This is a genomic window from Enterococcus sp. JNUCC 77 (genome assembly GCF_054819945.1).
On sequence record NZ_JBTHIG010000001.1, the window covers coordinates 486,489 to 500,308 of the forward strand.

Annotated in this window: 12 protein-coding genes; 6 read left to right on the forward strand and 6 right to left on the reverse strand. The window is 34.9% G+C overall.

The window, feature by feature from the left end; genetic code table 11:
* Positions 1–32 precede the first annotated feature (32 nt).
* The 3 genes from ACVWNY_RS02535 to ACVWNY_RS02545 form a co-directional block, all read right to left on the reverse strand.
* Complete coding sequence (locus tag ACVWNY_RS02535) at positions 33–1,958, reverse strand: fructose-1,6-bisphosphatase (protein ID WP_454071603.1); 1,926 nt, start codon at positions 1,956–1,958, stop codon at positions 33–35.
* Between the two features lie 76 nt (positions 1,959–2,034).
* Positions 2,035–2,850, reverse strand: coding sequence for a pyruvate, water dikinase regulatory protein (locus ACVWNY_RS02540; protein ID WP_218324266.1), 816 nt, complete (start codon positions 2,848–2,850; stop codon positions 2,035–2,037).
* Between the two features lie 11 nt (positions 2,851–2,861).
* Positions 2,862–3,491, reverse strand: a complete 630-nt coding sequence (locus tag ACVWNY_RS02545; protein ID WP_218324267.1) for a helix-turn-helix transcriptional regulator — start codon at positions 3,489–3,491, stop codon at positions 2,862–2,864.
* A 477-nt stretch (positions 3,492–3,968) separates the two neighbouring features.
* On the opposite strand from ACVWNY_RS02545, the gene ACVWNY_RS02550 reads away from it, so the two are divergent.
* The 3 genes from ACVWNY_RS02550 (at position 3,969) to ACVWNY_RS02560 (ending at position 9,654) form a co-directional block, all read left to right on the forward strand.
* Positions 3,969–5,792 (forward strand): hypothetical protein, encoded by a 1,824-nt coding sequence (locus ACVWNY_RS02550; RefSeq protein ID WP_454071604.1) that lies wholly within the window; start codon positions 3,969–3,971, stop codon positions 5,790–5,792.
* A 514-nt stretch (positions 5,793–6,306) separates the two neighbouring features.
* Positions 6,307–7,764 carry a hypothetical protein gene (locus ACVWNY_RS02555; RefSeq protein ID WP_454071605.1) on the forward strand — a complete coding sequence of 486 codons (1,458 nt, stop codon included), beginning with the start codon at positions 6,307–6,309 and terminating at the stop codon, positions 7,762–7,764.
* Positions 7,765–8,097: 333 nt separating this feature from the next.
* Complete coding sequence (locus ACVWNY_RS02560; RefSeq protein WP_454071606.1) at positions 8,098–9,654, forward strand: hypothetical protein; 1,557 nt, start codon at positions 8,098–8,100, stop codon at positions 9,652–9,654.
* A 230-nt stretch (positions 9,655–9,884) separates the two neighbouring features.
* Here the strand turns inward: ACVWNY_RS02560 and yidC are convergent, their stop codons facing one another.
* Positions 9,885–10,808, reverse strand: a complete 924-nt coding sequence (yidC, locus tag ACVWNY_RS02565) for a membrane protein insertase YidC (RefSeq protein WP_438718826.1) — start codon at positions 10,806–10,808, stop codon at positions 9,885–9,887.
* 102 nt (positions 10,809–10,910) lie between these two features.
* Positions 10,911–11,183: an acylphosphatase gene (locus tag ACVWNY_RS02570; protein WP_454071607.1), complete on the reverse strand. Its 273-nt coding sequence runs from the start codon at positions 11,181–11,183 to the stop codon at positions 10,911–10,913.
* Between the two features lie 94 nt (positions 11,184–11,277).
* On the opposite strand from ACVWNY_RS02570, the gene ACVWNY_RS02575 reads away from it, so the two are divergent.
* Together ACVWNY_RS02575 and ACVWNY_RS02580 are read left to right on the forward strand one after the other, a co-directional pair.
* Positions 11,278–12,042 (forward strand): TrmH family RNA methyltransferase, encoded by a 765-nt coding sequence (locus ACVWNY_RS02575; protein ID WP_454071608.1) that lies wholly within the window; start codon positions 11,278–11,280, stop codon positions 12,040–12,042.
* A 109-nt stretch (positions 12,043–12,151) separates the two neighbouring features.
* Complete coding sequence (locus tag ACVWNY_RS02580; RefSeq protein ID WP_218324274.1) at positions 12,152–12,643, forward strand: HD domain-containing protein; 492 nt, start codon at positions 12,152–12,154, stop codon at positions 12,641–12,643.
* Between the two features lie 44 nt (positions 12,644–12,687).
* Here ACVWNY_RS02580 and ACVWNY_RS02585 read toward each other — a convergent pair whose 3' ends face one another.
* Complete coding sequence (locus ACVWNY_RS02585; protein WP_218324275.1) at positions 12,688–13,026, reverse strand: hypothetical protein; 339 nt, start codon at positions 13,024–13,026, stop codon at positions 12,688–12,690.
* A 151-nt stretch (positions 13,027–13,177) separates the two neighbouring features.
* Between ACVWNY_RS02585 and efp the strand changes: the two genes are divergently transcribed.
* The gene (efp, locus tag ACVWNY_RS02590) at positions 13,178–13,741 is read left to right on the forward strand and encodes an elongation factor P (RefSeq protein WP_218324276.1); all 564 of its coding nucleotides are present in this window, start codon (positions 13,178–13,180) and stop codon (positions 13,739–13,741) included.
* The last annotated feature ends 79 nt before the right edge of the window (positions 13,742–13,820 follow it).

The window sequence follows — 13,820 nt, forward strand, 5'->3', positions numbered from 1 at the left end:
CATAAAGTCGAAGCAGGAATTTTTTTGCTTGTTTAATTCATTTGGTAATGTAAAAAGCCTTTTAAAGTTTCAATTTGTTCCTCAATACTTTCACCAATTGTGGTGTCACGGATCATGGTGCGGGAAATATCATGATCAATTACCCGTTTCAATGAAGTATCATCCGTTTGAGTTTCAATTAAGTCTTCAATTGAATAAAAAGGATCATGGGTCACAATTTGAAAACCATAAGAGTTATTTAATAAGGAATAGCCGGCAATCCCAGTTGTTTTTTGATAGGCTTTTGATAAACCGCCATCAATTACAAACAACATGCCTTCACCTTTAATGGGAGATTCGCCACCTTTAACTTTAACTGGCGTGTGCCCATTGATAATTCTTGAATGAGGTGAATACAAACCAAATTCCTGTAAAATCATTTCACAAGTTTTTTTTGTGTCCCGGAATTTATAGTAGCTATTTTTAATTTCCACATGAGTCTTCTTGTCAGCAATAAAGTAACGCTCAAAAGTCGTCATGGCACTCTTACCAAATTGCGGAGAAATATTTCCTGTCCAACAATACCAAGACCAATCAGCATGAGGATTATCTGATATCTGCAAGTCACAGCCTTGCCGCAATTGATCTTCAAAAAAGCGTAGTAAATCTTTTCCCCGATAATTGATCCCATTGACTTTAAGTGGCAGGAAATCACCTTTATCAGTCAACGGTAAACACCCATGGAATAATAAATGTTGGTTATAAACTAAATACATCGAGCCTTTTTCCAATAAAAGATTCATGTGCTCTTGCATCTTAGTCGATTGCTGGAAAGAGGCCATTAACATATCCACCACATATTCTTCTTGCTCCGTAAGGGCGTACAAATCTTTTTGTAGCGTCTGAAAACAGCTACCTTGTAGCGAATAGGTTTTATTTTTCAAAGTAATTGTGTCTTGATCAAAATTAATTTGGTCAAATAATAAACGATCCGTCATATCAAATTCTGGATGACGTTTAATCAACTGACCTTCTAATTTGAATTGTAAGATAGCTAAAGCTTGGTGCACTTTTTCCAGTGTGTCCAGGCTTTCAATCGAATAATTTGCATTGCTGCATTTTTCTTTCGGTGTAAAAACAGGATTTTTTTGATAATGTTCTTCAGCATACATAAATAATGGACGTAAATTCAGGGCATAAGCTTTTTCGATTTCATACAAATAATTATAACGAGCAGCAATCCGTAATAAAGTCATCAAACAAGCGCGAGAGCCAGCATAAGCCCCCATCCATAAAATATCATGGTTACCCCATTGCACATCAATCGAAGGATGCTGGCAAAGTTTGTCCATAATTTTATCAGCTTCTGGTCCACGATCATAAATATCACCAACCACATGTAAATGATCCACCACTAAGCGTTGAATACTTTGACATAAAGCTGAAATGAAAGCATCGCCTTGTTCCAATTCTAAAAGATGTGACAGAATTTCGTCATAGTAAGCCGCTTTGTCAACATAGGCGGTATTTGTATACATTAACTCTTCAATAATATAAGCAAATTGTTTTGGTAAAGCTTTCCGCACCTTTGAACGGGTGTATTTAGTAGAAGAAAAAGTTAAAAGTTCAAGCAATTGGCGAATTTTCGTGCGATACCAAGAAATATCTTTATGGGAGAAAAGCGAGTCACTAGCTAAAGATTCAACAGGATAGGCAACTAAAATAGTCAATTGATCTTTTTCTCGTTCAGTTAAGCGATCTTGAAATAAATCACTGATCTTTTCTTTAATATTGCCAGCACCAGTCCGTAAGATATGGTCAAAAGCGCCAAATTCTCCATGGATGTCACTAATATAAAGTTCCGTTCCTTTAGGTAAATTCATAATGGCTTCTAAATTAATTAATTCAGTCACAACATCTTCTTTTGAATGGAACTCTTTTTCTAACATCTGATAATACTTTTCACGAGTGGATAGCATTTCCTTCCTCCTAAATAAAGATTATTTCCGTCATATTCGTCAGTCTAGTCATCAAGTTCTTCTACTATATAGTAAATTATTCCATGTAATTATCCATGTGTTCATTAATTAAAGTCGCTGCTTCTTCGATTGATTTAGTGGTTACGTCCAATACGTAAGCACCTAATTCGTCATAAATTGAAAATGCATAGTCAACTTCTTCTTTGATCCGGCCTAAATCTGCATAACGAGAATTTTCAGCCAAGCCTAAAGAATGTAAACGACTGGTTCGAATTTTTTGTTGTACTTCAGGATCAATGATTAAGCCAATAATTTTTTCTTTCGGTACTTGGCGAATTTGTTCAGGAATTGGAACTTCCGGAATCAGTGGTAAGTTGGCTACTTTTAAGCGATGATTTGCCAAATACATACTTAAAGGTGTTTTAGAGGTACGGGAGATCCCTAATAAAACGATGTCAGCATCTAAGAATCCTTTGGCATCTTTTCCATCGTCATATTTCACAGCAAATTCAATCGCTGCTACGCGATCAAAGTATTCTTGATTTAATTTATGAACAACGCCGGCTTCTTGTAAAGGTGAGACGCCGGTTTTTTGATGAATAATTTCCATAAAAGGTGTCATGAAGTCGATGTGTTGTAGGCCGGTTTTCTTAGCGAATGCAGTCACAATGTTGGTTAAATTATCGCTAACTAAAGTCGTCACGACGATAGCGCCATCTTTTAAGGCATCTCGTAAAATTCCCTGTAACTCTTCTTCGTCTTTTGTAAAAGGAAAACGATACGTCGTGTCAAAATCGACGGAAGGAAATTGGGCGATGACGGCATTTACTAGTTTTAAAGATGTTTCTCCTACTGAATCTGAAATCATATACAATGGTACGCTCTTTTTCATGGTTTACTCTCCTATCGGTTGGTTTCAGTTTGTCGTGCTTGTTGCATGATATAGTTAAAAATTCGTGATTTCGTAATTTTTCCAACAATTTGTTTCGAATCTGTTTCATCTACTACTGGTAAAGAATCGACTTGATAGTCTAATAAAACAGCACCAGCTTCTAAAATAGTGAAATCCTTGGTGCAAGTTCTGACGTGTGGCGCCCGAGTCATAACGACTGCCACGGGTGTGCTTTGTAAATTGCTATTTAATGCCGCCCGTAATAAATCCTTGCGAGAAAGTAAACCCACTAATTTTTTATTTTCGTCAGTCACATAAATTGAGCCGACATCATACATAAACATATTGGTGATAGCATCGTGAATCGAAGTATCTTGTGGTGTTAATAAAGGAGACAACATAATCTCACCAACTTTTACTGAAAAAATCTTATCAAATAAAAATTGTTCAATTCCAACTCCCGTATACGTGTAGCCAACTTTTGGGCTAGCTTCTAAAATTCCTGCCATAGTAAGAAAAGAAAGGTCTGTCCGTAGAGTTGCATGAGAAATACCTAAATGCTCAGCAATTTTCTCCCCACTTAAAGGCTGTTCCTTTTTTACGATAGCAATAATTTTCTCTTGCCGTTCTGATAAATTCATAAAGGTCCTCCATTAAATCATTTTATACAATACATATTATACACTGGATACGCATATAAACAACATAAATAAAATATATAAACGCATAATAAGGGAACAATCTAAAAAAACTTTCTTTTGGGGAAAAATGAGATCTCAAAAAAGTAAATATCGTAGGGAAATTTTTTCTGAAGGTGTCATTTACTATCTATATATTGGTGATTTTTAGCAAAAAAAATCTTTATTTCTTTTTTTATGACGAATAATTACGTCTAAAAAATACGTTTTATTTGTTATTTAATATTGTTTTATAATTTATTTTTATATTACCGTTACTTTTCTAAAAATCCGACATCAAAGCTTATATGACAGTGTTTACATAAGTATATAATAAAAAAATTAAATCGAAAAAGAATGAAAATAGCATTGAAATAATTATTTTATATGTTATTCTATATTTTGTAAGGGATATTTTTTTCAAATTGGAAGGAGAATTTTATGAAAAAGACGATTTTATTAAGTTTGAGTGCAGTCATCGGACTTGGATTAGCTGTATACGGAGGTACTGATGCTTCAGCAGCATCAAATGAATTGTATCGTGTCTATAATCCAAATTCTGGTGAGCATTTTTATACTGAAAGTGCCAGCGAAAGAGATGGATTGATAAGCCAAGGTTGGACTGATGAAGGACTTGGTTGGAATACACCAACTTCTGGTGATACTGTTTACCGGATTTATAATTCTAATGCAGGTGATCACCACTACACTAAGAGTGTTGATGAGTATAACTGGTTAGCTAGCCAAGGTTGGACTAGAGAAGGAAGATCATTCTTCTCATCAACTAATGAAGAAGTAGCAATTCACCGTGCTTATAATCCAAATGCTGTTGTAGGTTCTCATAACTTTACAAAATCTTCATCAGAACAAAATTGGTTAGTTAATGAACAAGGTTGGACTAATGAAGGTGTTGCATTTTATGGCGTGAATGCTGATACAGTAGAAGTGAACAAAGATGCTTTAAGAGCAGCAATTACTTCAGCGTTAGCGTTAAACGAAGCTGATTACACAGCAGAAAGCTACTCACAATTAGTAATTGTTCTAAATGAAGCACAAGCTGTTTTAGAAAATGCAGATGCAACTCAAGCAGAAGTAAATGCACAAGTATCTGCAGTACAAGTTGCGGTTTCAGCTTTAGAAGCAGTAGCTCCAGCAGAAACTGATAAAACAGCTTTAGAAGCTAAAATCACTGAAGCAAAAGCAATCGAAGGCACTGATTACACTGCCGAAAGCTATCAAGCATTACAAGATGCAATTACAGCAGCAGAAACTGTTTTCAATAATGCTAATGCGACTCAAGTACAAGTAGATGCACAAGTAGCAGCTTTAGACACAGCGATTGCTGGTTTAGAAGAAAATGGAAAAGTGGAATTAAATCGTTTAGTTAACTTAGTACAAGATTATACTGCCTATGATTTTGCTGACCAAGCTGCTTTCGATACTTTCTCATCAGCATTAACTCACGCTCAAAGTGTGTTAGCAGATGCAAATGCTGAACAAGGTACAATTGATGCTGCTTTAGCTTTATTATCTAATGCAGAATCAGTAAGTGTTAAAACTGAATTACGTAAAGCGTTACAAACAGCTGCAGAAAAAGGTTATGTAGAAACTGATTTCCCAGCAAAAGCATGGGCTGATTATCAAAAATCAATTTCAGATGCTAAAACTTCCTTAACCAAACAAATGGAGGACACTGAAGTAACAGCTGAGGCAGGAAAAGTGAATACTGCTGTAGCTAACTTAGAAAGTGCTAAATTTGACAAAACAGCTTTACAAGCACTAGTTGCTCGTGTTAATGAAATTGATCCTCAAGAAGCTGATTTTGCTGCAAACTATGCTGATGGAACAAAAGACGCTTGGAAAACTTTCCAAACTGCATTAGCTACTGCTACAGAACGTGCAGATGTTAATAAAGTTGATCTTGAAAATGGACAAGGTGATGTAAGCTGGTCAGTAACTGATTTAACAAATGCATACAACAGTTTAGTTTATATTAAAGATTTAGATTCAGTTTTAAATCTTACTTCAGGAGTTTCAGCTTCATCATTTAAATCAGATGCAGATGCTAAAGAATTCAATGCTAAGTACACAGAGTATACTAATACTCTTGCAGCAGTGAAAGATGGTAGTGCATCAACTACTCAAGGTAATATTGATGGTGCTGTAAATTCTATTAAATCATTAATTACTGGCAAATTAAAAGATGGTGTTACTGAACCTGATTTCTCTTCTTTAACTGGTAAAACTCCATTAGTTGAAGCTTAATAATTATTAACTTAATTTTTAAAGTCAAACGATGAAAATCGTTTGACTTTTTTTGTGCGAAAAAATAGAACAATTGTTATTAATTATTTTTACTAAAAAAGTAAATTTTTTTGTTTGTGAATTTTTTTGGAAGAAAAACATTTGAACTGTTTTTGGTGAAAAGGTTTTGAAAATATTTTCAAAAAATACCAATAGTTATTTTGATAAAGAGGGAATTTTAGAGTGATTTAATTCAATATTTGAGGTGAAGAATATACCTGCTATTAATAGCAAATTGCTGGATTTCAATTCTTATTTTAGAGATTGCGAAATAATTATTTTTACCGTTTTTTATTACAATAAAAGAAAAAATGAAAACTTTTTCAAAATAAAGTGTTAAATAGATAACTATTGTTTGTGATAAATGCGAAAAAAATATAGAAAAAATGAAGAATTTACTTTGCTTTTTTTTTTAACTATGGTATCGTTGTTCTTGTAACGAAACAACTTTTTATTTTTTAGGAGGAGAAATTTTATGAAGAAGACTGTATTACTTAGTCTTGGAGCAGTAATTGGTTTAGGTTTAGCAGTATACGGAGGAACTGATGCATCAGCTGCATCTAACGAATTATACCGCGTGTATAACCCAAACTCAGGAGAACATTTTTATACTGAAAGTGCTAGCGAAAAAGACGGACTAGTTGCGGCTGGTTGGACAGACGAAGGAATTGGTTGGAACACACCAACTTCAGGTGATACTGTATACCGTGTTTATAACTCAAATGCAGGAGACCACCACTATACTAAGAGCGTTGACGAGTATAACTGGTTAGCAGCTCAAGGTTGGACAAAAGAAGGCACATCTTTCTACTCTTCAACTACTGAAGAAGTAGCTATCTACCGTGCTTACAATCCGAATGCTGTAGTAGGTTCTCATAACTTTACTAAGTCTTCAGATGAACAAAACTGGTTAGTACAAGACAACGGTTGGACAAACGAAGGAATCGCATTCTACGGTGTGAACCCTACTACTGATCCAGAAGATCCATCAACTGATGTTGATAAAACAGCATTACAAGAACGTTATGATTTAGTAAAAGATTATACTAATTTAGATTTCAGAGAACCATCAAAATGGACAGCATTCCAAACTGCATTAGCAAATGCTGCAGCAGTTTTAGCTGATACTAATTCTGATCAGGCAACGGTTGATGCTGCTTACTTATTATTAGCAAGCACAGATACAAGTATTAAAGCACCTTTACGTGAAGCTTTAGAAGCTGAAGCTGAAAAAGAATTAGTAAGCACTGACTACCCAGGTGAATTATGGACAGCATATCAAGATGCTTTAACAGCTGTTAAAAATGGTTTGAATGAAGTAATTGGTTCTGCTGAAATCACTGAATTAACAACTAATTTGAATGATGCATATACTGCTTTAGAAGGTAAAAAATTTGATAAAGCAGGCTTACAAGAATTAGTTGCTCGTATTGATGAAATTAATCCTCAAGCAGCTGATTTTGCAACTGATGAAGCTTGGGCTGATTTCGAAACAGCTTTAGCTACTGCTACAGAACGTGCTGATGTAAATAATGTTGAAATTACTCAAACAGATGTTAATTGGTCTGTAAATAATTTAACTGATATGTACAACGCTTTAGTTTATACTAAAGATGTAACAGCTCTTAAAGCTTATGTTGCAGGTTTAAGTACTGAAGCAACTGATGAAGTATTTGTTAATGCTAACGCATTAGCGTACTTTACGGCTTATGCAACAGATGTAGCTGATTACGATGTTACGTTGTCAAATGACAATAACGCAGCAACTATTGCAAATTGGGAACAAGTTTTTGCTGGAACATATGAAGCTCCTGCTGGTGGATCAATCACTGTGCCTGGTTCTCAAATTTTAAGAGATAACACAGATCGTGCAGCAGTAAAAGCATTATTTGATGGATTTGTTGGTAAAACTCCATTAACAGTTGCTGAATAATAATCACTAACATGATTTTAAAGTCAAACGATGTAAATCGTTTGGCTTTTTTTGTTGCTAAAAGTTCAAAATCCCCTAGAGTTTCCACTCATTATTAAGTAGTTAATTTGAATGATTTAGAATGAAATTTAGCTCAATCTTACTAGTGTATCTAATATTAGATACTTTATCTTTAATTATTATGTATAAAAGTAATTTATTTGCTATTTTTAAGCTTCGTAGCCTTTGTTTAATTTGTATTTCTAATAATTAATATTTTGACTAAAGTTTTAAGCAAGAGTATTCTGACATCACAAATGTTATCTAGCGTTTGAAAAGATAGGAGTGAGTCAGATGAAAAGAACAATTTTGATTAGTTTAGGTGTTTTATTTGGTCTAAGTATCGTTGCTTATGGCGGTCAACAAGTTTTAGCAGCTTCAAATGATAGCAATACTACGTTATATCGTGTTTATAATCCAAATAGTGGTGAACATTTTTATACAGAAAGTGCTAATGAAAGAGACAATTTGGTAAAACAAGGCTGGACAAATGAAAATGACGCATGGCAAGTGCCTGTTAAAGGTGATATAGTCTATCGCTTGTATAATTCAAATGCGGGTGATCATTTTTATACCAAAAGTGAAAGCGAGTATAACTGGTTAGGCAAAAAAGGTTGGACACAAGAAGGACAAGCATTTTTGAGTGATACAGCTAAGAAGGTTCCTGTTTATCGTGATTACAATCCCAATGCTACAAGTGGCGCCCACTTTTATACCACTTCATTATCTGAACATAATGGTTTGGATAAATTAGGCTGGGTAAATGAAGAGGTGGCTTTTTATGCGACATCCAATAGTTCATCAGAAACTGTGGTGAACAAGGATATATTAAATACTTTAATTAAAAAAGTTGAAAATACGGAATCATCAAATTATACTGCTGCTAGTTTTGCAGATTTTCAAACAGCTTTAGCGGCAGCAAAAAAAGTATCAGCTGAGGAGAAAGCAACACAAGTAGAAGTAGATGCAGCTACCACAAATTTACAAAATACTTTTAACAATTTGGAAAAAGTAGCTGTCGTTGATAAAGCTGAATTAGCGGCTAAAATTACCGCTGCGAAAGCAATTAAAGGTGATGACTATACAGAAGCAAGTTATGCTGCATTACAAGCTAAAATTGATGCTAGCGAAACTATTTTAAATAATAGTGATGCGACTCAAGCAGAAGTGAATGAACAAGTCACTGCTCTACAAACAGCGATTGATCAATTGGCAGAAAAACCGTTGGATCCTGCTGTAGTACCTGTGAATACAACCATTTCTAAACTAACTGATTTAAGCAATCAACCAAATAGCAGTTTTGTTGCTTCTAGTTATACCGTTTCGTCATGGAATAAATATAGTGCAGCCTTAACAGCAGCTCAAAATTTAATTAACGCATCAAAAACTGGTGCCGTTACTAATGATTCTGCAGAAAAAGTTAATACTGATTTACAAACAGCATTTAATCAATTGCAATTCATTAAAAACCTCAATACCATGTTTGCTTATGGTAAATCGTTAACAATCAATAGCAGCGCGATCAGTGATGAAATGAAAAAAGAAGTCAATGACAATGGTAAGGAAACCACTGTATTGGCTTACGTTCAAAATTATATACAATCAGCTTATAATGGATATTTCGTAACGAATGGTGATGGTGTTGATTTTGCCGCTTTTCTTTCTGATATCAACCCAGCAGACATTGTTAAAGTAGAAGATTTTATAAAAAATAATTTCATTGAAAATGAAACTTATACTATTACAGATGGCAAAGGTGAATCAGTTACAGTATCTGCACCATTATTAAAAGATGCTTCTGAGTTAGAAAGTAAATTAGTTACTGCTCCAACAATAGATTGGAATAAATAAATATGCGATTGTAGAAAGAGACAGCCAGAAATGGTTGTCTTTTTTTAATAAATACTGAAAATGAGACTACATGTTATGAAAAATGCACCGGAAATCAAAAAAATATGAAAAATACTCTTTGAAAGATGGCTGAATTGCAAAAAAATCGAGAATAAAGTATCTAAAAACTATTCATTTTCAGAAAAAAACACCTTCCCATTTAAGGAAAGGTGCTAAATACAATAATTTAATTATCTTTTTTGTTGTTTTCCGGCGTTTCTACCTTGGCCAGATTTGTTATTTTTCTTGTTGGTTGGTACATTTTTTTGGGACTTAATTGGTTCAGCTTTTTTGATTGGTTTTTTAGAAATTACTTGTTTTGGTGGGTTTTTGCGTAATTCTTCTTGGATTTGCGCTTTGATTCTTGGGCGCATAATCACGTTAGTAATAAAGGTTTGAATACAACTAAAGATACCACCGACCACCCAGTATAAAGCCACACCAGCTGGAGACGTGAAGGACATCACCGTGATCATCAAAGGTGAGGCAATCATCATTGATTTCATGGTTTTTTTCTGTTCTTCTGGAATGCCAATTAATGAAATGAAACTTTGTAAGAAGTAAGCTCCTGCGACAATCGCAACTAATAAATAACTTCGTTGAGACAAGAATGGTGAACTTTGGATCCCTTCAGAAAAGCGAGCTGTGAAATATAAAGCTGAGAAGATTGGCATTTGGACTAATAATGGTAGACAACCCATACCGCCCATCATACTCATATTATTTTCTTTGTAGACAGCTTGTAAATCTTGTTGTGCTTGCATTTGTTCTTCTTGTGTTGTTGCTTCTTTTAGTCTTGCTTGAGCGGCATCAAGCTGTGGCTTGATGGCTTGCATTTTTTCTGATTGGACCAGTGATTTTTTTGATTGGTAAACACCTAATGGCAAAATAATCAATCGAACAATAACAGTTAAAATGATAATGGCTAGTCCGTAACCCCAGCCAAAACTATTAACCATCCAATCTAAAAATGTTTCTAGCGGAACCACTAAAAAGCGATAGACAATTCCTGAAGTATCGGGTGAACCGTCACTTGTTGTGCGGACACAGCCGGATAAAAAGATAACGAGACCTAACATACCTGACCCTAATAGCCAGTTTTTTAATTTATTCATTTACTTCTTCCTTCACTAAATAATATCAGACAAAGATAACTATACTAAAGATTTTTGGCTATTTCAATTGTATCAGAAAATTTAGTTAAGGTTAGGAGATTCTTAATAAATCACATCAAAGGTTTTAAAATCAGGCAGTGTATCGTCGATTGTTTGTTGAATATGCTCTACTTTGGAAAAGGGATTTTTGGGATTTTTCAGTTGATCAATAAAATTGGTTATTTGTGTCTGGCTACCGACAGCTTGGATGGAGACACTGCCATCTGCTTCGTTTTTAACGGTGCCAGTCAAACCGATTTCGTTGGCAATTTGATGCGTTGTATAACGAAAGCCAACTCCTTGGACGCGACCAGTGACATTCATGCGCATTTTCATATGAATTCCTCCTAATAAAATCTATTTTTATCTATCATAACGAGTTTTTTTAGTGCTGACAAATCTCATGCTATAATGTCCAAGAGGTGATTTCGTGAAAGAAATAGGATCATTAAAAAATCCATTAATTAAAGAAATAAAAAAGTTACAGCAAAAAAAATATCGTGACAAAACCGGGAGCTATTTGTTGGAAGGCTTTCACTTGGTGCAGGAAGCTCACAAGGCTGGAATTACTTTTTCAGCAGTCTTTGTCAGTCAACGGGGCTTGCAGGAATGGGACAAATGGTTTACTGCTGAATTGCCTGAAATGACGTTGGTTTCTGATGACATCTTGAAAAGTTTGGCTAGTCAGCCAACGCCTCAAGGGATTATTGCGGTGGCAAAAACAACTGAAGAAACGACTATTGATTATCGTGGTGCCTGGCTGCTTTTAGATAATGTTCAAGATCCTGGAAATGTTGGGACCTTGATTCGAACAGCTGATGCGGCAGGTTTTTCAGGTGTGGTTTTAGGTGACGGCTCAGCAGACTTATATAATCCTAAAACTTTGCGGAGTACCCAAGGCAGTTTGTATCATTTGTCGGTAGTCAGTCAAAATATAATGACCGTGATGGCTGATTTTAAAGAGACTGGTTTAATTATCGGGACGGCGTTAGACAAACAAGCCAAGGATTATCGCACAGTGACACCACCAGAAAACTTTGCATTGGTGCTAGGAAATGAAGGACAAGGTGTTTCAGAGGAAGTGTTGGGGCAAGTAGATGTGACAACTTACATTGAAATGAAAGGCCAAGCAGAGTCATTAAATGTAGCGATTGCTGGGGGCATATTAATGTTTCATTTAATAAACCAAGCTTAAAAAGTGTAAAGAAAGATTTAAAATTAAACAACTTTTTTTTGTCAGCGCCCTACTCGTACCAAAGCCGTGTTATACTTTTTTGTAGCAGCAGAAAAGGAGCTTTTAATCAATGACGGAAAATTGGCGTGAAGATGCAGAATATCTTTCTTACATAGAAGATTTATTAGCAACTGAAGAAGTACAAAAATTAGCAAACTATACGCAACATATGAATTCCACTCGTCTGGAGCATTCAATTAGCGTTTCATACAATAGTTATAAATTAGCCAAACGTTTTAACGGAGATGCAAAAGCAACAGCTCGCGCTGGCTTATTACATGATTTATTTTATTATGATTGGCATACAACAAAATTTGACGAAGGTTCTCATGCTTACATGCATCCAAGAATCGCCGTGAAAAATGCCGAAAAAATTACTGAATTATCAACACTTGAACGTGACATTATTATTAAGCATATGTGGGGTGCAACGATCACACCACCTAAGTATAAAGAGAGCTACATTGTTACTTTGGTAGATAAATATTGTGCCATCAAAGAAGCGGCTGCACCATTAAGTGCGCGCTGGAATTCTTACAAAGAACGTCTAAAACGTATTTAAAAATAAAGCTTCGAAAAAATGACTGTCATTTTTTCGAAGCTTTATTATTTGGCTAAACGTAAGGTTGTTTGTACAAAATCTAAATGATGAGCAATTTGTTGCAGTAACTCTAACAACATTTCATGCTCGTTGTCTTCATTTTCAAATTCAAAGAAACGATTGCTCTTTTTAAAATCATCCCAAAATTTGACTTCGGAAAAAATCATTTCTGCCTCTAGTGGATCCATCGTGTGTTTCATAATACCGTATAAATCACTGATAAATTCATTGATGACGCCTTCAAGGCCGTATTGTTTGGTGAATTCAGCCGTTTTGTGTTTTGGATCTTCTAGGTTGGTAAAAGTCCACCATTTGTCTGTGACCAGCTCAATTGTGTCTAACATAAAACTCACCCCTTTGCTTATTATTTTAGAGGAAATTCAAATCAAATGCGAGATTTATTTTATGTTTATTTGATTCTAGTAAGTTTAGCTAGTCACTGCCTATGGGATTTGTTAAAATGAGGAGTCGACTAATCTTAAAGGAGAGAGATATATGATTTCAGCAAGTGATTTAAAAGCCGGTATGACTTTTGTCCAAGATGGCAAATTAATCCGTGTATTAGAAGCAAGCCACCACAAACCAGGTAAAGGAAATACTGTAATGCGGATGAAACTGAGAGATGTTCGCTCTGGTTCAACTTATGACACAACTTTCCGCCCTGAAGAAAAATTTGAACAAGCCATCATTGAAACAAAAAGTGTTCAATATTTATATAGCCAAGATGATGTGGCTGTCTTCATGGATTTAGAAACTTATGAACAATATGAATTACCATTAGACACGATCGAACAAGAAATGAAATATTTACTAGAAAATATGGAAGTAAAAATCCAATTCTTCGGCGACGAAGTTATCGGAGTTACATTACCAACAACAGTTGTTCTACGAGTGACTGAGACGCAACCTTCAATTAAAGGGGCAACAGTGACTGGTTCTGGTAAACCAGCAACAATGGAAACTGGTTTAGTAGTTAACGTGCCAGACTTTGTAGAAGCAGAAGAATTATTAGAAATCAATACTCAAGAAGGCACTTATGTAAAACGTGCTGGTAAATAAATTTTTAAAAGAGTTGGCAGAAGCTGACTCTTTTTTATTTGTTCTAGTATAATGGTGAGAGAAAAAATTTTTAGGGGAA